This window comes from Rhodococcus sp. OAS809, from assembly GCF_040546695.1.
Lineage (GTDB): Bacteria > Actinomycetota > Actinomycetes > Mycobacteriales > Mycobacteriaceae > Rhodococcus_F > Rhodococcus_F qingshengii.
On the sequence record NZ_JBEPOI010000001.1, the window covers coordinates 393,945 to 414,000 of the forward strand.

Below are 20,056 nucleotides of genomic sequence, written 5' to 3' on the forward strand. Positions count from 1 at the left end.
GTGTGGTGGACGATCCGGTACTGTTGAGCAACTCGCTGTTGAACAGAAGGCTGGTCTAGGCAAAAGTTCGGTTGCAACCGATGCACGGTAGAAGTTCTACCGCATCAACAGGGTCAGAGAAGTCGACCCCCGGGGTGCGAGTCCCCATCTGGGGTGACAATGGCTGCGGGATGATCTGCCGTGGAATCGATTTGATCGAGGACGGCGCGAGCGTGGTGGGGGAGACAACGAGCGCTGGCTCCCCCACCCGGTGGAGGATTTCCGTCGGTGCAGCCTTGTTGGTTCGCCTGGGGCGGACTAGGAGGCAGGAAGCTGTTCGACGTATGCAAGGACTTGGAACGGGTCCAGTGATTCTGTCACTTCCACCAATTTTCCGTTCCGAAGTTTGAACATGATGAGGTAGTTGTTGTTATACGTTGCTTTTCCCGGCCCTGTGCCGTGGGTGGTGGCTTCGACGACTACTCGGTCGTCTTCCGCGGTGATGGTGAGTACGTCGAATCGGAAGTCGGTGAACGGCTTGAGGAATCCTTCGAGGAGTGCTTTGGTTCCGGCCTTGTCGTTTCGGCCGCCGTACTGGAAGCGGTCTGGCCGGTTCGGTAGCGTCCACGATCCTTCATCGTCGATGAGATCGAAGAGGGCGGGAAAGTTGCGTTCGCTGATGTAGGCGCATGCGTTCAAAACGATTTCTTTGTTCTTGTCGGTGGACACGGGAATACCTCCTGGATTGGACGAGTCGGTAGTAGCGATTGGAGTCTTGGCCGAATGGCTGAATAGGTCGCCTCGAATCGGTGGCGCTATTGTTTGAGGGAGATCAGGCGGATCTAGGTATCTCGGTCAGATCTCCGTTGATTCCATTCTTTGGCAGAATGTTTCGCTAAATGTGAGTGTGGCGGACGGGGTCACGTTGGAGGGCGTTTCGGCAAAGGCGCGGATCCTTTCTCGTGCTTCTGGTGAGGCAAAATAGCGGGCGGTGAGGGCCTGCATCTGCTCGAACTGGTCTGACAAGATTTCCGCCGGCGGGGATAGAAGTTGTTTGACGCCGGTGAGGGCCTGGGGCGCGCCGAGTTGGAGGGAATCGGTGAGCTCGGTGACTGTGCTGTCGAGATGTGTTTCCGAGACCACCGCACTGACCAGGCCGATGTTTGCTGCATAGCGCGCGTCGAATGTTTCTCCGGTCAAGAACAGCCGGTGCAGTGCTGAGGGCTGTACACGCAGCCGCAGCGGTATTGAGATCATCGACGGGATTACTCCGATCCGTACCTCAGGGAATGCGAAGGTGACGGTGTCTGCTGCGATCGCGAAGTCGCAGGCGGCGATGAGTCCGATGCCTCCGGCGCGGGCGGGGCCAGTGAGGCGAGCAACCACTGGTTTCTCCGACGTCATCAGATTGTGGAGGAGTGCGGCGAGTTCCTCAGCGGATCTGGTGGTGTCCGCATTGCGGGCCTCTTTCAGGTCGGCGCCGGCGCAGAACGTCGGTCCGGTGTGGGCCAATACGATCGCGCGTGTCGATTTGTCGGCGAGCGCTTTCTCGAGAAGTTGAAGCAACTGTGTTCGGAGCGGTGCGGACAGTGCGTTGCGGTTGTGTGGTGAGTCGAGTGTGATTGTGGAGACTCCGCGATCGACGGTGAGGTGCGCTAGGCGGGTGGTGGTGTGGAGAGTGTGCATACCCTTCACACCGCTTCGGTGGCAATGAGGTTGGCCGGTGTCTGTGCCTCGAGCGGCGGCAACAACGCGGTGGGGATGTCGAGGTGTTTGGCGCGCAGGTACTCTCCAAGCCCTTTGCCCTGGGAGTCGAGGTCGAGGTTGGCGGCCACCCCGCGCCCGAGCAGCCCCACGATGGTCACTCCGCAGGCACGTAGATGCGGCAGCTCCCACATTCGCAGGTTGCAGTCCGCTGCCTCAGGGATCATGTCGCGCAGGGTGTCTTCGGTCCACCACGAGCGAAGCCATCGGTGGGCGTCGTCGCTGCGGGCCCACACACCCAGTGTCGCGTTGCCTGCCTTGTCTCCGGATCGGGCACCGAGAACAGTGCCCAGCGGAAGTCGGGCTGTCGGGCCGGGGATGGGCTCTACTGGTGTCGAGGTCGGCGGAGCGATGGGTGAAGCGTCGGGTGAGGTCGGGGCCGGAGGCACTTCGATGATGTTCCCCGACAGGGTAATCCGCTGGGGAAAGATCTCAGCGGCCATCAAGGTGGGCCAGAATACAGTAATTTCGCTTCCGGGCGTGGGAGGTGCGGTGAAGTACAGGCCGGGGTAGCTGGCCAGGCCGGTCTCGATAGCAGCGCGAGGAAAAGCGTGGACCTTTTCCCGAGAAGGATCGGTCACAGCGATCGTCAACAGGGCGACGGCTTCGGTCATCGTTGAAGGATCGGGCCGGTCAGCACGCAAGACGCGCGTGACGACATGTCGGAAGGAATGCTGTCCTCCTGGGATCGTCGCCCACAACGCGCGCTGGGCGAGATCGGCCTTGGCGTCGATGTTCGTTCCGGTGAGCACGAAGGTCACCTCGTTACGCCAGCCACCGGAAACCAATGCGCCGACCTTGACAGTAGCCGGGGCGGGTTCTCCTCGTACACTTGATATCTGGACGCGATCGGTGCCGAGTTGTTCGAGTCGGATGGTATCGAGACGAGCGATCACGTCAGGATTGGCGTACTGGGGCCCGTCGATTTCGTAGAGCAACTGCGCAGTCACTGTCTCGACGGTGACTTGTCCGCCGGTGCCCTGGTGTTTGGTGATGACCGAGGAGCCGTCAGCGGAGATCTCGGCGATGGGAAAGCCGACGTGATCCATTTCGGCAACCTCGCCGAAGAAGGAGAAGTTCCCGCCAGTGGCTTGGGCGCCGCACTCGATCACATGCCCGGCGGCGACAGCACCGGCGAGCGGGTCCCAGTCCGTGCGGGACCAGCCGAAATGCCATGCAGCGGGGCCGAGGATGATCGCGGCGTCGGTCACCCGGCCGGTGATCACCACATCGGCACCGGCGTCGAGGGCTTCCTTGATTCCCCAGCCCCCCAAGTATGCGTTCACGACCTCGGGGTCCTGACCCAACTCGGAGAACGATTGACCGGTATCGAGATGGGGAGCGTCCCAACCACTTCGGCGGGCGTCGCTGAATGCCTGGGTGGCATCGTCACCGTCGACCACGGCAATTCGGACAGTCCGACCGATGCGTTCGGCGATGTCGACGATCTGCGCGGCGCAGGCGTGCGGGTTGAGACCGCCCGCGTTCGAGATGATCTTGATATCCCGGTCCAGGCAGGTAGCGAGTACCTCGTCGAGCTGGTGAACGAATGTCCGAGCGAAGCCGGCATCGCGGGCACGATTGCGTTGTTTGACCAGGACTCCCATGGTGAGCTCTGCGAGCCAGTCTCCGGTCAGGACGTCGATGGCTCCTCCGTCGACCATTTCGTGTGCGGCAGCGAGGCGGTCGCCGAAGAAACCGGAACAGTTGGCGATTCGTAGTGAATGGGGGGTGCTCACGGTTGTTCTCCCGCCGCCAAGGTGATCAGGATGCTATGCGCAGTGACGTACTGTCCGACTGTGACGTGAATCTGCTCGACCGTTCCGTCGATGGCTGCGGTGGCCGGGTGCTCCATCTTCATGGCCTCGATGACAACCAGCTTCTGGCCGGCGGTCACCCTGTCACCGACGTTGACGGCGATGTCGACGACTGTTCCTGGGATCTCGTTGATCGGACCGCGTGCCGCTGCGGTCGCCTTACCTGGATCTGGCAGCCGCGACTGCGGTAGCCACCCGGACTGGCTGCGGGCGTCGTTGACCCATACAGAGCCGTCCGGGTGCGTCCGCACGGTACAGGGATAGTCCACCCCTGCGTAGTGGATCCGCACAGAGTGGTCGTCGAGGTCGCGGAGGGCGAAATCGTGAAGCTCGCCGTCGACGTCGAGTAACAGGTCGGTGTCCCCGCCCCAGGACCCGAGTCTGTACCCGATCTGAAGCGCATCTTCGGTGGTCGCCCGGTACCAGGTTGCACGGGTCAACAGTTTGGCGGCGAGGGGTCGGAATCCGGGACGGGCATGTCCACGGACGGGATCGGTATCGGCACGCCGAGCGGTCGAGACGGCTATCGCGGCGGCCAGGTGAACGGGCCAGGCAGTTGCCATCGGCGGATCGAGCAGGTGCCGGCGGTGTTCGAGGAAGTCGGTGCGAGTTTTTCCGGCTAGATAATCGGGATCGCGTAGCAAGGAGGACAGGAAATCACGGTTCGTCTTCACTCCGTGGATCTGTGTGGCATCGATCGCGGAGGCCAGCGCGGAGGCCGCGTCAGCGCGGTTGTCGGCGTAGGAGATGATCTTCGCGATCATCGGGTCGTAGAAGGGTGAGATTTCGGCAGGCGCGGAGACACCGTCCTCGTATCGGATACCTGGTCTCACAGGGTGTGTGTAGTGGTGCAAAGTTCCGGGGGTGGGCACGTAGCCGTTGGCGGGGTCTTCTGCGTAGAGGCGAACCTCGATCGCGTGCCCGGCGATGCGGACCTCGCTCTGCCTGAATCCGAGAGGTTCGCCGCGGGCGACCCGCAACTGTAGTGCCACGAGATCCCGGCCTGTAACTTCCTCGGTAACTGGATGTTCGACCTGAAGTCGGGTGTTCATTTCGAGGAAGTAGAAGCCTCCCGTTTCGTCGTCGAAGAGAAATTCGACGGTGCCGGCACCGACATATCCGAGTTCACGGACCAAGGACACCGCTGTCGAGCCCATCTTCTCGCGCATCTCGTCGGTGACGACGGATGAAGGTGCTTCCTCGAGGACTTTTTGATGGCGGCGCTGGATGGAGCACTCCCGTTCCCCCAGATGTACTGCGCTGCCGTGGTGGTCGCCGAAAACCTGAATTTCGATGTGTCGAGAGAACTTCAGATATCGCTCGAGGAATACCGTGGAATTGCCGAACAGGTTGGCGCCTTCGCGGCGGGCCGAGGCTATCGATTCGACCACGTCGTCGGCGCATTCGATCAAGCGCATGCCCTTGCCACCGCCGCCCGCAACGGCCTTGACCAAGAGCGGGAAACCGACACCGGCAGCAGCGATTTGCCATGCCTCGGTGTCGTCTCCGGTGATGACTGCGTCCGGGAGGACTGGGACGTCCGCTTTGCGTGCCCACTGCTTCGCCCGGTCCTTGAGGCCCATTTCGCGAATCGAGTCAGGGCTAGGCCCGACGAAGAGAATGCCGGCGGACTCACATGCTTCGGCGAATTCGGCGTTCTCGGAGAGAAATCCGTACCCGGGATGGATGGCATCCGCGCCCGTCCGGCGGGCAGCCTCGAGGATCTTCTCCCACACCAGATACGACTCGGCGCTGCTTGCGCCGCCGATCGGGACAGCGAAGTCGGCATCGAATACGTGCGGTGACCGGGAGTCGGGATCGGAGTACACCGCAACTGTGCGGATTCCCAGCACGCGGGCCGTCCGGATGACGCGTCGTGCGATTTCCCCGCGATTGGCTATGAGCAGTGTGTTGATCGAACGGTGATTCACGAGCTTCTCACATTCGGAAGGTGGCGAACCGGGACGTGCCGGTCACGGGTGCGGAATGAGTAGCGGAGAGGGCCAAGCCGAGAACGGTGCGCGTGTCGCGGGGATCAATTACCCCGTCGTCCCACACCCGACCGGTTGCGTATACCGCCCCCGACTGGCGGTCGATCATCTTTTCGATGTCGCGGCGTACCTGGACGTCGTCGGCATCGCTGAACGTCGAGCCGGAGCGTTGCGCCGCGACTTTTCTGATAATCGACATGACACCTCCGAGCTGGGTGCCACCCATGACGGCAATGTGGTGATTTGGCCAGGTGAAGACAAAACGCGGGTCATATGCACGACCGGACATCGCATAATTTCCGGCGCCGTACGAGGCGCCGATCATGAGGGTCAGATGTGGGACGGTCGAATTCGAGACGGCGTTGATCAGTTTGGCGCCGTCCTTGATGATGCCGCCCCGTTCGGCGGCGGAGCCGACCATGAATCCGGTGATGTTTTGCACGAAAAGGAGAGGGATATTACGGGTGTTGGCGAGCTGAATGAAATGGGCGCCCTTGTTCGCTTCGTCGGAGAACAGAATGCCGTTGTTGGCTAGAACGCCGATGGGATAGCCGGCGATCGAACCCCATCCGGTCACGAGTTGGGTGCCGAAGAGAGGTTTGAACTCGTCGAAACGGGAGCCGTCCAGTGTCCGAGCAAGGATTTCACGGACCTCGACGGGGCGTTTGGTGTCGGCGGCCGCGCAGCCCAGTAATTCTTCCTGGTCGTAGAGGGGGGCATCGGCTGGTACGGACGGGCCCGGGCCGGCTTTGGTCCACTGCAGAGCCGATACGATCTGCCGGCCCAGCCGCAGGGCATCGCGTTCGTCGTGGGCGAGGTAATCGGCCAGGCCCGAGACCCGTGCATGCATCTCTGCGCCGCCGAGTGATTCGTCGTCGATGTCTTCGTTGATAGCCATCTTCACCAGAGGCGGGCCGCCGAGGTACACCGAGGCGGCCTCCTTGACGAGCACGGTGTATTGACTCATTCCCGGCAGGTAGGCGCCGCCGGCGGTCGAACTACCGAAAACTAGAGATATTGTGGGGATTCCGGCTGCGGTGAGGCGGGTGAGCTCCCGAAACGTCTGGCCGCCGGGAACGAAGATGTCGGCTTGGCGGGGGAGGTCAGCGCCGCCGGATTCGACCAGGGTGATTACGGGCAGGCGATTCCGTTCGGCAATTTCGAGTGCCCGAAGCTGTTTGGTGACCGCGTCGGGGTTGAGTGAGCCGCCTTTGACCGTTGATTGGTTGGCGATGATCATGCATTCCGCTCCGGAGACAGGGCCGATGCCGGTGATGAGCCGCCCGCCGGGCTGCTCGTCAGGGTCATGGGCGCCTGCGTAACAGGAGAGTTCGAGGAACGGGGCGTCTTCGTCGAGTAGGAGATCGACCCTTTCGCGCGGGAGCATCTTCCCTCGGGACCGATGGCGTTCGACGGTTTTGGCTCCGCCGGCTTCGAGTACGCGGTTCGCCAGGGACTCAAGTGGTTTCAGGGCGTCGAGCATCGTCTGGCGATCGAGCAGAAACTGCTCGGACCCGGAATCGAGTCGTGTGGAAATGGTCGTCATTGGTGCACCTCGATCAGACTCGTGGAGAACGTGTGGTGATGCCGCGAGAGGTTGGCAATTGGAAACGCATCCGATGTCTCCGACGGACGTAACTGCGCACCCATGAGCAGGGCATGGTCCGGCGAGTTCGTGGGGCGGTTGTCTGGTCCGACGCGGAGCCCAGACTCGACTCATTTGGTACGTGATTGTCGGTATCGCCTTCGATGAAACACTAATCTGATTCGTCAGTCAAGTATGAATTTAGGGTGTTCAACCCGTATAAATCGAAATATTTGACAATCTGAATAGCCGTTTGACATTGACAGTTGACTCACCAATCAAGATGTGACTACCATCACGTTGGGTCAGGTAATGGACTGGAACTCAGGTCCCTGGCTTCGGAAGATGCACCGCTCTGGCGGCAATCGGTTTTCCCACCACGCCCCGAGGTCGGATCGCTCACACACGCGTCAAGGAGGACTCAGATGTCCAGTGCTGAATCGGAAGTGTTGAAAGCGCACTTCCAGTCGATCACCGAGAGGCTGGCCGCTAATCCGGAAATGAGCCTGACCGCGATGCGATCGATATTCGAAGAACTCGCCGTCAACGCGAAGGAACCGGAGGACGTCACATACGCCGAGGTGGAGGCCGGGGAAGTGCATGGGCTGTGGGCTCTTCCCGTCGGAGCTCCGACAGACCGAGCCATCCTCTATACCCACGGCGGAGGATTCATCGGCAACACCGCGGCCAGCCATCGCAAAATGGCAGCACATCTGGCGAAGGCCGCCGGTGTCCGTACACTGATCCTCGACTATCGGCTGGCTCCGGAGCACCCGTTTCCCGCGCAGATCGATGACGCAATCGCCGCGTACAGGTGGCTACGTACACAAGGATTCCCCTCCGAGGGCCTGGCAACAGCCGGGGACTCCGCCGGCGGCAACATGGCGATCACCACCGTGCTCAAACTGCGCGACCTCGGGGAGGCGCTTCCCGCCGCGATCATCACATTCTCCCCGTGGCTGGACATGGAACATCGTGGGAAGACCCTCGAGTCCAACGCCGCCACCGACGCACTCATCAGCAGGGACGTCGTGACAATGATGTCGCAGATGTTCCTGGGCGCCAGTGGCTCAGCCACCGACCCACTGGCAAACCCTTTGTACGCAAACTTCACCGGCCTGCCGCCGCTCTTCGTCACCGCTGGCGACGCGGAAGCCCTGCTCAGCGATGCCGAGCGGCTCGCCGAACGAGCTGAACGGGCAGGCGTCAGCGTCGACTTCAGCATCGCCCCCGACCAGCAACACGTTTTCACCTTTATGGCCGGTCGTGCTCCCGAAGCCGACCACTCCATCAATGCTGCGGGCACATGGCTTCGTCGGCGTCTCGGATTGAATTGAGGCCTCGCGGCCTGTCAACCCACAGCACTGTCATGTACGAACGAAACGATACGAGTCGAGGAGTGAACTGGATGTCCAGTCAAGAACAGGCACCGGCGGCCACCGAGTACAACCACACCGACGCATTGGTCATCGGCGCTGGTTTCGCTGGAGTCCGAATGCTGATCGAACTGCGCAAACTCGGAATGTCCGCGATCGCGCTCGAAGCAGGAACCGACATCGGAGGAACCTGGTACTGGAACCGGTATCCGGGCGCACGAACCGACAGCGAAAGCTGGTCGTACTGCTTCCCGTTCCCCGAAGTTGAACAGGAATGGAACTGGTCCGAGCGCTACCCCGGCCAGGAAGAAGTGCAGAGCTACATAAAATTCGTCGCCGACCGCTTCGACATCCGCCGAGATATCCGCTTCGGTCAACGTGTCATAGCTGCCACCTACGACGAGGCTGACAACAAATGGACGATTGCCACTGGCGATGGCAAACACTTCACCTGCACCTACTTCTTCACAGGCCTCGGTCACCTGTCCGTTCCCCAAGAACCCCCGTACGAAGGGGTGGACGGCTTCAACGGCGAGGTCTACCTGACCTCCCGATGGCCGAAGGAGAAAGTGGACTTCACCGGCAAGCGGGTTGCTGTAGTGGGAACGGGCGCCTCTGGAATCCAGACCATCCCGCATGTCGCCGCCGCCGCCGACCACTTGACCGTTTTCCAGCGCACTCCGAATTATGTGATGCCAGCACAAAATCACGATCTCGATGAGGAGTTCCGGCGCAGGATCAAGTCGGACTACGCCAAGGTCTGGGCCAAAGCGCGAAGCCATGTCTTCGGCTTCCCCATGGATCCTGCCGGCCGGATGTTCGACGATGTCGATACCGATGCCGAACGCGATCGTATCTTCGAAGAAGGATGGCAGAACGGTGGCTTCCATTTTGTATTCGAGACTTTCGACGACCTCATCCTTGACCAGCGATCGAACGATGCGGCGGCGGAATTCATCCGAAAGAAGATCCACGAGACCGTCGAAGACCCCCGCACTGCAGAACTACTCACCCCCCGCGGGTACCCCTATGTCTCCAAACGGCCGCCCTCGGGTACGAACTACTACGAGACCTTCAACCGTGAGAACGTCAATCTCGTCGACATCCGCAGCAATCCGATCGAGTCCGTCATTTCTACCGGGTTGCGCACCCGCGATCACGACTACGAGTTCGACGTCATCATTTTCGCTACCGGATTCGACGCTGTCACCGGAGCCCTGAACAACATCGACATCCGAGGCGAACAGGGAATCAAGCTCTCCGAATGCTGGGCCGCCGGACCGGAAACCTACCTGGGCATCGGCGCCCCCGGATTCCCCAACATGTTCATGATCTGCGGCCCACAGAGCGCATACGCAAATATCCCGGTCGTCATCGAAAAAGTCGTCGAGTGGCTCGGGTTGGCCCTGACGCACATGAAGGAACGCGGATACGACCGCATGCAGCCGAGCGCCGATGCCACCCAGAAGTGGACCTCGCATGTGGAGGAAATCTTCAACATGACATTGCTGCCCAGCGGGGCATCCGTCAACAGTTGGTATCTCGGCGCCAACATCCCAGGTAAACCACGGCGCGTTCTTTTTTACTTCGGTGGAGCCGCCGGGTACTTCCAGGAAATCCAGAAGAGCGCCAGTGACGACTTCGAGGGTTTCGAGTTCGCGCATATCCAGGCCGCGGCCCGCTGATATCGCTATGGGGAGAGAAGAGTCCATGTTCATTATTTCGAGCACTTATACCCGGATCGTCGACCTTAGCGAAGCGGTAGTCACCGAACACCTGGCTTTCGTCGATCATTGCTATAACCAGGGGCGATTCGTCGCATCCGGTCCTCGACAACCCTTCACCGGAGGGTTGATCATCGCCCACGGCGACAGCGAGGAGGAAATCCGTGCCCTGATGCAGAACGACCCTTTCGCTCGCGATGGGGTGGCAACTTACGAGTTCACGCGATTTCGGCCCTCCAGGGCCATCTACCCCGATCTCGTTCCATGATCTTGACGCTGAGAATTGTCCGGCTGAACGGACAGCTACGAATCCGAGAACTCTGAGTTTCGTCTGCGCAGACACACCCATCCGGAGACACATACAGCGGCTGCATCGACCCCAACATGGAAGAGGAAGAACCCTCATGGACAACGACGACCAACCTGGCTGCGCGATCGCCCCACAGATCGCAACTCTTCCCGGACTCCTCAAGGATGCATCGTCGGGTCCTGACGCATCCTATCTTCTGTGCCCGGACAGGGACTGGACGTACAGCGAGTTTTCCCACGCAGTCGATGAGCTCGCTATGGGACTGGTAGCCACAGGAATTCGACAAGGTGACCGAATCGCCATAGCCGCGCCGAACTCGGCCCAGTGGCTCATCACTTGGTTCGCCGTCACGAAGATCGGTGCAATCCTGGTCACCCTGAACGTCGCGTATCGCGAGCGCGAATTCGACTACATGCTCAACCAGTCCGGAGCTGTCATGCTCGTCTGCTCGAAGCAGGACGGCGAGTTCGACTTCGTCGATTTCGTCCAGAACCTACGCCAGCGGATCCCCACAGTCCGTCACTACGTCTTTCTCGGTGAGGGAGGATTCGCCGGTAGTCATCGGTGGGAAGACCTCCTGTTGCCCGGCGCAGTTGCGGATCTCGCGGACTTCGAAGCAGTGGTGGAGCCGGATGATCCGGCAGTCATCTTGTACACCTCCGGGACCACCGGCGACCCGAAAGGTGCCACCCTCACTCACGCGAGCATTCTCGCCTCCGCCAGCGCTCAGGCTGAACACCTCAGCCTGAGCTGTGACGACGTCGCAATCGGCCACATGCCCTTCAACCACGTCGGAGGAATGACCTGTACCGTCGCCGCCACCATGCTCACACACGGTCGAATCGTCGTCCTGCCCCGATACAGTCCCAAACTTGCGTTGGAAGCCGTTGACCTCCGGAAGGTCACGATCTTCATCGGCGTGCCGACCATGTACACGATGATGATGGACTTGCCGGAATTTCCCGCGGCGGATATCACTTCTGTCCGTACCTGCATCATCGGCGGCTCCAACGTCGAGCCGGCAATGGGCAGAAGAATTCTCGACACCTTCCAAGGCGCCCGCTTGTCGAACCTGTACGGCCTTTCCGAAACCTCTGGCGGATGTATCATTTCCGCAGCCAATGACGACCTGGACACTCTTGTCGAGACACTCGGAGTCGCAATTGGCGATTTCGAGATCCGGATAGCCGGCGACGCCCACCAACCACTCCCGTTCGGGCAGCAGGGAGAGCTACACATCCGCGGCGGATGCGTTGCCAGCGGCTATTGGGAAAACCCCATGGAATCCGAGCGCGCCTTCCTACCAGGCGGATGGCTGGTATCTGGCGACATGGCGGTTCAACGTCCTGATGGTCGAATTGAACTGTGCGGGCGGAGAAAAGAAATGTACGTCCGAAGCGGATACAACGTCTACCCCGTTGAAATCGAAAACGTCATTGCCGCAGACCCTGCGGTGGCGATGTGCGCTGTGGTGGGGGTTCCCGACGCAATCTACGGAGAAGTAGGTCACGCCTACATCGTCGCGACCCAAAATAGCGATGTCAATATCGAAGCAGTACGCGCCCGATGTGGGGAAAAACTCGCGCGATACAAGATCCCCGCTCAATTTCACGTCGTGGACTCGCTCCCCCTCACCCCGTCCGGGAAGATCAAGAAGGTCGCACTACTGGATGCGGTGCGCGGAAAAATAGCCCTGTAATATGGATGTGAAATGCGTGATACTTGATCCGATACGGACCTTCCTGGAGGGTTGCACCAAATGACGCCTCACAGCGACAACAAGCTGACCATCGAGGCGGTCACCTCACCGCCTCCGAGTCGGCCTGTCGTGCAAGAAACACCAACCACTCAACGAGGGCGTCGGACGCGGGGGGCTTTAGTGGCCGCTTCCCGTGAGCTTTTTGAGGAACGAGGGTTTCGTGAAACCCGGATTTCGGATATCGCGGAGCGGTCCGGCACATCTTATGGAACCTTTTATCACTATTTTGAAACGAAAGAGGCAGTGCTGCACGAATTGTTTACTACAGTGGCGGGGGAGATGTTCAGCGCCTCGCAAATGGGGCGAGATGTCCCCGACGATCCAATTGCACGGATTGAGGCAGCAAATAGGCAATATTTTTCAGCTGCCGGACGCAATGCCTGGCTGATTGCCGTGATAGACGAAATGGCGATCCGGGACCCGACCTTTCGTGATTTGAAATTACAACTCCGCGATCTCTTCGTACGGCGCAATGAAATGGGAATTCGTCGGCTGCAAGAGTCAGGCATCATCGGCTCCGAACTCGATGCCAAAATTGCGGCGTCCGCACTCGGCGGCATGGTCGAACATTTCACCCAGATGTGGTACATCCACGGTGTCGACTTCGACGAGGACGTGGCGATCTCCACGCTAACACGGCTCTGGGCGCACGCAATTGGGCTCGATGTTGCCCAGAAAACTGGCTAAAACCGCACCACCAAATTCGAGACAGGACCATCTCGTCGGCACAAGAACATGGTGAATCGACACGTCAAGGCTCCTGGGCTCCAGCATTCCCATACCAATTTCCACGAGATCGGTTCGACAACCGCACCCTCAAACAGACCGCACGTGCAGCCACTCGCAAAATATTGGGTGTGGTGTGCGTCGCCTAGATAGGAATCGCGGGGCCAGAAGTAGGATCCGCTACTATTTCTTCTCTGCATCTCTTGCGTGGCGAGCGTAGCGTGCACCAAACCGTTCGGCGGTAAACCCGTGCACAAGAACACTTCCCAGTACGGTCGCAACCATCACGTAGAGGACAAGTGATCCTGCGTCTAGTTCGACGTCGGAGGCGTCGGTGGTGGTGACCCTGCGCCATGCGAGTAGACCGAAGACTATGGAAGCTGTGCCGCGCGGCCCTAGAAGGGCAATGGTCTGACGGTCTGGTCTCGGCAGATCTGAACCGATCAGCGACAGGGCCACAGGAACTACCCTGATGATCGTCAATGCTGCGAGTACGAAGACGAACTCCTGCCAGCCCGGTAAACCGATTGCTACCAAGTAGGACACTGTCGCCCCGAAAAGAAACCACATCGCCATACTGCTCAGCGTTGCCACGTCCTCGGCCAACTCGAGTTCAGAGGCATCGATCGTCTTGGCATTGCGTGCGGCGTGGAAAGTGACGCCGCAGACAAAAGCGGCGATGAAGCCGTTGGCCGAGGAGACGGTGGCACCGCTGTAGGCGAGTACCGGAAGCAGGACGACAGCGATCCGCATACCTTGGGAAGTTGTCAGAGCACGGTCTTGTGCCCACCGAGCCAACCGTGCGCCACCGACACCGACAGCGGTCCCGACTGCGCCGGCGATCAACGTCGATTCGACGCCGTCGGCGATCGCGTTCCACACACCGTCCTCGGAGTAATTGTGGTCGACCAAGGCCAACGCTACGACGAAAATCGGTGCGACTATTCCGTCGTTGTAACCACTTTCGACGTTGAGGATACGTCGTACGCGTGCAGGAATCCGACGATCGTGCAGCAACTGCGCAGCCGGTGCGAGATCGGTCGGCACGACGACGCACGCGATGACGACCAGCACCGCGAGAGATGTCGCCGGCAAGAGGAAGATGCCCAACGCCACGGCACTCAGCACGGACAAAGGAAGGGCAATGAGGAGCAATCGTGCTGCGACGGCCGGCTCACCACCGAACAATCCCTTCTTCACCTCGGTAGCGTCCACGAACAACAGCAGCGCGAGAATCAACTCAACCGCACGCTCGGTGGACTGCGCGTACAGCAGGTTGGTGAGGTCTTCGTCCATCAGCGCCGAAACCCCGATCCCGGCGATCACCATCGCCAAGGGGCCCGCGAGCCGCAATCGAGCGATCAACCCTGAGGTCACGGTGACGATCACACCGACAAACAGCCCGACCACGATGAAAATGCTCACCAATCAACCCTTTTCGTGCCGTGGCCGAAGCCGCATCGGGAATGTTCCGCACCGCCGCGGGTGGGGGATACCTACATCGCTGATCATGATGTCGAATCGCCGTCGAATCGACCGGCCAGAGCTTCCTGGACTCGTATTTTCGCGCGATTGGCAGGACCGCGCAGTGTGTCTTCTCGGCGATTCGCGCGGCGCATCTTCTCTGGCCGAGAACCGTATCGCCACCGTGCCCAAGGGGAGCGGGGGCGTCCCAAGCGGACGGCGCCGATGACGAGAAGGGGAGGAAAGAACAGCCCGAACAGGCCGGTCCAAATCTTTCCTTTGAGCAACACGATCGTCGCGAGGCCGTACTGAACGACGAGGAGCACGATGCTCGCGATCGTCGTTGCCGCATCGTCTGTGTCGACGTCGGCGCCGCTGAACCCGAGTGGATGCACACCCAGAACGAACAGCACGGTAATGGCGAACGCGACGAAGACTGCATCGATACTCGTGCGACCTTCCTCAGTCCAGTACACATCCCGAAGGTGCAAGACAAGAGCAAATTCATCGAGTACCAGCGCCGCACCGACACCGAAGACTGCTGCCAGCACGCAGTTCGCCGCCGGCGTGTGATAGTTGGCGAGCGCGATGAATCCGAAGCCGGACACGAGCATCATGACCAACCCGAACACCACATGATGAATGTGGAGACCACCTGGAGTGACGTTTCCAGGCCACCATGGCACGTCCGCGCGGATCATTCGGGTGCTGATCCGGATGAACGCAAACGCAGTGGCGAATGCGAGCATCATGAAGAACAGCGGAAGTCGGCCTGGACCGACAATCGCTGTCGCGAACCAATCGGTCATTCTCCAGTGCTCCGCATCAGAGCGATGAGTTGTCGCGGTGTCGCGGTCGGTAGGTATGCGCGGGAAATGGCCAGACCGATGCGAGGCAGGTCGGCCTCATCGCGGAAGCACAGGAAGACCGGTTCGAATCGAGGGTTGAATTTTGCCTTGAACTGGTGAAGCGAGCGGAATCCGTAGAACGGTTCGAGGGCTTGTCCGAGCATGTCCAACCCCCTGTCGAGTCCATGAATGTCGGAATCGCCAGTTGCTCGGGCCAACGGTGCGCCGGAAAGTGAAACAAACTGAGCCCCTTCGTCTTTGAATGACAGAGCCGAGCGGGCGATCAAGAATTCGATCATGTTGTTCGCGCCCGGCCCGCTTCGTTTACGCATGACATCAAGAGTCCATCCGCGGACGAATCCTTGCGCGCCGTACACAGGCAGCCACGACAGTACTGCCTGGACAATTCCGAAGGAATCAACGGCGAGCGCGATGCGCACATCCGGGTCGAGCGCATCTTCCACGGTTCCGAGAGTGAACCCCATCTCGGGTAGCTCTTTCTCGCCGACCCACTGTTCGGAGATCTCACGGACCTGCGTCCGCAACTGATCGGACTGTTCACCGAGCTTACCGAGCACGAAGGACGTGCCAGCTTTCTCCGCCTTGTTGAGTGCGGATCGAACATTTTGCCATTTCTTGCCTTTGAGCTGTAAGTCCGGCAAATCGATGATGGTGTCTTCCGCGATCTGGAGTACCTGCCAACCCAATTCCTGGACGCGATCAGCGACAGCGGCGGACACAGAGAAGAAACACGGCGTCGTCCCCTGGGTCTCGCAAAAGCGAACGAAGTCCCCAATCAACGCGGATTGCTCGACATCGGAGGAGACCGGGTCCGCCAGAGCGATGATCGTCCCGGCATGGCGTCGGTAGCCGATCAACCCGTTGTTCTCGGCCCCGAAGTAGTAATTCATGCCGTCCCAGGTGATCATCCATGACATCGTGCTTCCGCCGTGCCGACGTATCGAAGACTTGACATCTTCGATCACGTCGCCGCCCGCGCCCCGCGCGCCGTCAACTCGCCGTCGCCACGGCACGGTGAAGGCGCTCCGACCTGCGATCAGCAGTACGGCCTCACCAGCCCACAGCAGCCCGGTACCGGCCGTGACCGCCCCGACACTCTCGAAATCGTTGACTACAACGAGAATCAGAACCACCAGAGTGAGCACCGCAACGAAGACCGCATAGAACACGGTCAGGCGCCAAGCCCATCGGCGGCCGCGGCGTAGAAACTCCCCCAGCACACCCGCCACCACCACTGAAAACACGGTCGACCACGCCGAAACCTGGTGCGCAGATGTGGGTCCGAAAGGACCACTGCCAGGGAAGAAATACACCACGATGTGCACGACTGCGATCAACCACACACCAAATGCAGATACCAGCCGCGCTTCCCGGCGGGTCCGGGGACGAACACCGCGCTCGCTGCGCGAGAACCACTTCTCACCAGCGAGCAGAAACGTCACGAAGGCGAAAAGATGCGTCAGATCGGCAAAACGACCCAAGAACAGAAAGGAGACGATGACATAGCTACACAGCAGTATTCTTGTGCGTAATCGCCACGGCGACTTGACCGTAGCCGTCGCCGCAGCCAGAACCGCCACCACTGCAGTTGTGCATCCCACGTCCAAAGCCTCGGCCACCTCGGCGGCCCATTCCCACTCCACTGACTTACCGAGCGCGAGAAATGCACACGTTCCGAGGACGCCGACCAACTGCCCAGCCGCGGCTGTCAGCGCCGTCCTTCGGGAACCGAGTCGCCATTCGCCAACTCCGAGACCCACTCCGACCAGAAGTATGAGAGAAATGTTCTGGGCCGGGGTCAGCCCGAACCACGGTCCGAGAAGAACTGTCCACCAGCGACCTTCCTGAAAGGCAGGCACGCCGTAGGCGACCGAGTCGAACCACGAAGCATCCTCGACGGACCTCCACAAACCCTGGGACACAACACCGATCACCAAAAGCGCGCAGACCACAGCGAACGTCAGGGGGAAGCGCAGCACTACCCGGCGGAATGCCTGCACCGTGTGATCGTCCTTGGGCGTTGCGGCAGACAGAGGCGCAGCAGGCTCCTGTGCAGAGGCAGGTTCAGAGGTGCGTACTTCACTACTCATGCCATTCCTTCGTCGGGGAATCCGTGGTGCGATGCCGCATCGTGGATGCAGCGTTCGATGCGGGACCGCGTGGTGGGGAGAACAGATCGGTGATCTGGCGCGCTCACACGCATACACGAGTTCGCAGCACTAACGAAACTCTCCGACTCGGAAGGTTACCGCCAATTGCGAGGCCGTCATCCCGGTCCTTACCGTATGCGGAACCGTTGCATTGACAGACACAATGCACCAGTGCGGGTTGTCCAACCAATGCGACGCTCCCCGGGCACGACAATACGGTTAGAGCCCGCGCCGGATGCTGGAGGGTCATGAAGATAACGCGCAATTCACGACACCAAGTTGGCACGTATCGCGTGGGGTCACCACACAGTGCGTGTGTCGCGCGTTAATCGAATACGCTGATTCGTGTCGCAGGACAGAGAAGATTCACGGCAGACACCGCGAAGTCGACGAGGCCATTCATGTGGCAGTCTTTTCGGCAAATTAGCGGGAGGAAGCGTTGTCGCGCGAGTGGCAATTATCGAATCGTCGTTGGCGGAGTCCATGACTTAGTACTGCAGTCACGTTGCCGACGATTACCGCGGGTGCCACCGAGGCGGAGACCAGCGCCTGGTCAGCCCCATGTGTGCTTTTCCGTGTGTTCGTTCAGCAGCTCACCATGCGCTGCGCGAACACTTGATAACAGGCGCCAGTACCCACACAATCGCGATCATCAGCGTATGCATGACAATCATCGGACGGTCGGATGGCAAGGACGTCTGCAGGGTCGGTGCGCTGCGCCAACTTCGGAAATCGCGCTCGGTCGAAAATCGTTGCCGGGAAGTGTGTGGCGGGTCGAACAACACGTCGAACAACACACTGGACGGGGCACACCGAGGATGCGCCAGACCACAGCCCATTACATTGCCGGAGTTCCTGCGAGGAGGGCATGCGTCTGCGCAGGAAGAGCGATAAATCGGATTGCGAATGTCTGAAATCAACAAAATATTCCGCGCATTCCACAAGGAGGACTTGTGGAATTTCTGGAAAGCGTCCTCCATCTGGGCAAATGTGGGGCAACGGCACGATCTGCAAAGCCATCGGGATGGCGGATCGCTCCTGACACACCTGTATGAAAGCCGTACGTGCGACAAACTGCTCACCGCGTCGGTTATCGTTCCAGTGGCGAGAGGGAACTCGACAAAGACGATATTCATCTGCGCTGTTGGGCATAGTTACAGATATCAATAGTTACAGACAACTTCGTGCATCAAAGAACGTGGAGATCACCAGTCGACGTGAAGTACTACAAACGCATCCGAAAATTCCGGCCCGGAGATCAGTCACGTCGAGTGGAATGAACTCGCTAATGCATTGTGCAGGAGGGATAGAACTGTGTCCCGACGCCTTCATTTCTCGGTCTTGGCGACTGTAGCCGCCTTGCTCGTGATGGGGTGTTCCCGCGTCGAGAGCGGGTATCCGGTCCCCGCGATCGATACTTCGGTCGCCGAGCAGAAGGTGCCCGGCGGGAATGTTACATCGGCGATCCCGCTCGCACCTCAACCTGTGCGTATTGAGTCCAATGTTCCGATGACGAAACTCGCGCCAGGCCAGAAACCGCCGCAGTTCGTCTTGTTTTCGTTCGACGGTGTCGGGTTGACCCCGAACTGGGACATGTTTCTCGACACCGCACAGCGCGTCGATGCTCGGTTCTCGGCACTGATGACCGGCTTGTACTTCCTCACCGACGACAACGCCGACCGCTACCAGGGGCCAGGACACCCCACAGGTAAAGCCGCGATCGCATTCGGCGGGGACAAGGAGGCTGTTCTCGAGCAGGTCGAGTACCTCAACCGCACCTGGCTCGCAGGGCACGAGATGGGCACCCACTACGTCGGGCACTTCTGCAAGGGGTCGGGGTCACACGGCGATCAGTGGACGAGCTCCGAATGGACGCACGAGTTGAATCAGTTCTTCTCGCTCATGGCGAACTGGCGCACCAACAATGACATCACCCACGGTCCTGATTTGCTGTTCGGTCCGGAAGCTGTCCGAGGCGGTCGAACCCAGTGCCTTGAAGGGTCTTTGAATCAGATGATCCCGGCATGGCATGAATTCGGCATGACGTGGGACTCATCGAAGCCGGCCTCCCACCCGGGGATCTCCTGGCCGTACTTGATCGATGGAATCTGGGAATTCCCAATCCCTTACGTGTACTCACCGCCGCTCGGTAAGCACCAGACAGCACTCGACTACAACTTCTGGTTCACCCTCAACGGCGCCAAGGACGAACCTCACACCACCCGGCGCGGCCACGATATCGCCAAGGGCACATACGATTACATGTTCGAGCAAGCCTACAACGGGAATCGCGCGCCGTTGGTGATCGCGAACCACTTCAACGACTGGAACGGCAACGCCTTCAATCCGGCGACTGCCGACTTCATGGCCGAGGTGTGCGGTCTGCCGGAGACCTACTGCGCCACCTATTCGGACGTGACCGCGTGGATGGAAATGCAAGATCCAGAGATGCTCACTCACTGGCAACACCTGCCTCCGGTCGCAGTAGGCCCGGTATGAGACACGGCACCGAATCGTCCGCGTAACCCGTAATGAAAGGCCG

Annotated in this window: 14 protein-coding genes; 6 read left to right on the forward strand and 8 right to left on the reverse strand. The window is 60.0% G+C overall.

Translation table 11 applies throughout. The annotated features are described in order from the left end of the window. Positions 1-297: 297 nt before the first annotated feature. From ABIE52_RS01925 to ABIE52_RS01945, 5 genes are all read right to left on the reverse strand, one after another. Entirely contained in the window at positions 298-708 is a 411-nt protein-coding gene (locus ABIE52_RS01925; protein ID WP_019749950.1) for a nuclear transport factor 2 family protein, read from the reverse strand. Positions 709-834: 126 nt separating this feature from the next. Continuing rightward, positions 835-1,665 carry an enoyl-CoA hydratase-related protein gene (locus ABIE52_RS01930; protein ID WP_019749949.1) on the reverse strand — a complete coding sequence of 277 codons (831 nt, stop codon included), beginning with the start codon at positions 1,663-1,665 and terminating at the stop codon, positions 835-837. Positions 1,666-1,670: 5 nt separating this feature from the next. Continuing rightward, positions 1,671-3,482 (reverse strand): acyclic terpene utilization AtuA family protein, encoded by a 1,812-nt coding sequence (locus ABIE52_RS01935; RefSeq protein ID WP_080910991.1) that lies wholly within the window; start codon positions 3,480-3,482, stop codon positions 1,671-1,673. Then, positions 3,479-5,491, reverse strand: coding sequence for an acetyl/propionyl/methylcrotonyl-CoA carboxylase subunit alpha (locus ABIE52_RS01940; protein WP_080910990.1), 2,013 nt, complete (start codon positions 5,489-5,491; stop codon positions 3,479-3,481). The genes ABIE52_RS01935 and ABIE52_RS01940 overlap by 4 nt, the downstream gene beginning before the upstream one ends. A 7-nt stretch (positions 5,492-5,498) precedes the next feature. Further along, a complete protein-coding gene (locus ABIE52_RS01945; protein WP_019749947.1) occupies positions 5,499-7,097 on the reverse strand; it encodes an acyl-CoA carboxylase subunit beta in 1,599 nt (532 codons plus the stop codon). A gap of 464 nt (positions 7,098-7,561) precedes the next feature. Here ABIE52_RS01945 and ABIE52_RS01950 point away from each other — a divergent pair, with 464 nt between their 5' ends. From ABIE52_RS01950 to ABIE52_RS01970, 5 genes are all read left to right on the forward strand, one after another. After that, entirely contained in the window at positions 7,562-8,473 is a 912-nt protein-coding gene (locus ABIE52_RS01950) for an alpha/beta hydrolase (RefSeq protein ID WP_019749946.1), read from the forward strand. Positions 8,474-8,544: 71 nt separating this feature from the next. Continuing rightward, positions 8,545-10,197 carry a flavin-containing monooxygenase gene (locus ABIE52_RS01955; RefSeq protein WP_037134878.1) on the forward strand — a complete coding sequence of 551 codons (1,653 nt, stop codon included), beginning with the start codon at positions 8,545-8,547 and terminating at the stop codon, positions 10,195-10,197. A 25-nt stretch (positions 10,198-10,222) separates the two neighbouring features. Then, positions 10,223-10,504, forward strand: a complete 282-nt coding sequence (locus ABIE52_RS01960) for a YciI family protein (protein WP_354541413.1) — start codon at positions 10,223-10,225, stop codon at positions 10,502-10,504. Positions 10,505-10,640: 136 nt separating this feature from the next. Beyond that, positions 10,641-12,245, forward strand: coding sequence for a class I adenylate-forming enzyme family protein (locus ABIE52_RS01965; RefSeq protein ID WP_192712989.1), 1,605 nt, complete (start codon positions 10,641-10,643; stop codon positions 12,243-12,245). 60 nt (positions 12,246-12,305) lie between these two features. Continuing rightward, positions 12,306-12,992 carry a TetR/AcrR family transcriptional regulator gene (locus ABIE52_RS01970; protein ID WP_019749942.1) on the forward strand — a complete coding sequence of 229 codons (687 nt, stop codon included), beginning with the start codon at positions 12,306-12,308 and terminating at the stop codon, positions 12,990-12,992. Positions 12,993-13,214: 222 nt separating this feature from the next. Here the strand turns inward: ABIE52_RS01970 and ABIE52_RS01975 are convergent, their stop codons facing one another. The 3 genes from ABIE52_RS01975 to ABIE52_RS01985 form a co-directional block, all read right to left on the reverse strand. Beyond that, positions 13,215-14,456 (reverse strand): cation:proton antiporter domain-containing protein, encoded by a 1,242-nt coding sequence (locus ABIE52_RS01975; protein WP_051119225.1) that lies wholly within the window; start codon positions 14,454-14,456, stop codon positions 13,215-13,217. Between the two features lie 83 nt (positions 14,457-14,539). Continuing rightward, the gene (locus ABIE52_RS01980; protein ID WP_051119222.1) at positions 14,540-15,304 is read right to left on the reverse strand and encodes a hypothetical protein; all 765 of its coding nucleotides are present in this window, start codon (positions 15,302-15,304) and stop codon (positions 14,540-14,542) included. Further along, positions 15,301-17,454 (reverse strand): bifunctional lysylphosphatidylglycerol flippase/synthetase MprF, encoded by a 2,154-nt coding sequence (locus tag ABIE52_RS01985; RefSeq protein WP_019749940.1) that lies wholly within the window; start codon positions 17,452-17,454, stop codon positions 15,301-15,303. The genes ABIE52_RS01980 and ABIE52_RS01985 overlap by 4 nt, the downstream gene beginning before the upstream one ends. 1,569 nt (positions 17,455-19,023) lie before the next feature. Here ABIE52_RS01985 and ABIE52_RS01990 point away from each other — a divergent pair. After that, positions 19,024-20,013, forward strand: coding sequence for a polysaccharide deacetylase family protein (locus ABIE52_RS01990; protein ID WP_037134867.1), 990 nt, complete (start codon positions 19,024-19,026; stop codon positions 20,011-20,013). The last annotated feature ends 43 nt before the right edge of the window (positions 20,014-20,056 follow it).

What these genes read in the sequence shown, in the direction of transcription:
- ABIE52_RS01985 (WP_019749940.1), bottom strand. Translation starts at nt 17,454, where the DNA reads ATGAGTAGTGAAGTACGCACCTCTGAACCTGCCTCTGCACAGGAGCCT.
- ABIE52_RS01950 (WP_019749946.1), top strand. Translation starts at nt 7,562, where the DNA reads ATGTCCAGTGCTGAATCGGAAGTGTTGAAAGCGCACTTCCAGTCGATC.
- ABIE52_RS01990 (WP_037134867.1), top strand. Translation starts at nt 19,024, where the DNA reads ATGACGAAACTCGCGCCAGGCCAGAAACCGCCGCAGTTCGTCTTGTTT.
- ABIE52_RS01960 (WP_354541413.1), top strand. Translation starts at nt 10,223, where the DNA reads ATGTTCATTATTTCGAGCACTTATACCCGGATCGTCGACCTTAGCGAA.
- ABIE52_RS01945 (WP_019749947.1), bottom strand. Translation starts at nt 7,097, where the DNA reads ATGACGACCATTTCCACACGACTCGATTCCGGGTCCGAGCAGTTTCTG.
- ABIE52_RS01930 (WP_019749949.1), bottom strand. Translation starts at nt 1,665, where the DNA reads ATGCACACTCTCCACACCACCACCCGCCTAGCGCACCTCACCGTCGAT.
- ABIE52_RS01970 (WP_019749942.1), top strand. Translation starts at nt 12,306, where the DNA reads ATGACGCCTCACAGCGACAACAAGCTGACCATCGAGGCGGTCACCTCA.
- ABIE52_RS01955 (WP_037134878.1), top strand. Translation starts at nt 8,545, where the DNA reads ATGTCCAGTCAAGAACAGGCACCGGCGGCCACCGAGTACAACCACACC.
- ABIE52_RS01980 (WP_051119222.1), bottom strand. Translation starts at nt 15,304, where the DNA reads ATGACCGATTGGTTCGCGACAGCGATTGTCGGTCCAGGCCGACTTCCG.
- ABIE52_RS01965 (WP_192712989.1), top strand. Translation starts at nt 10,641, where the DNA reads ATGGACAACGACGACCAACCTGGCTGCGCGATCGCCCCACAGATCGCA.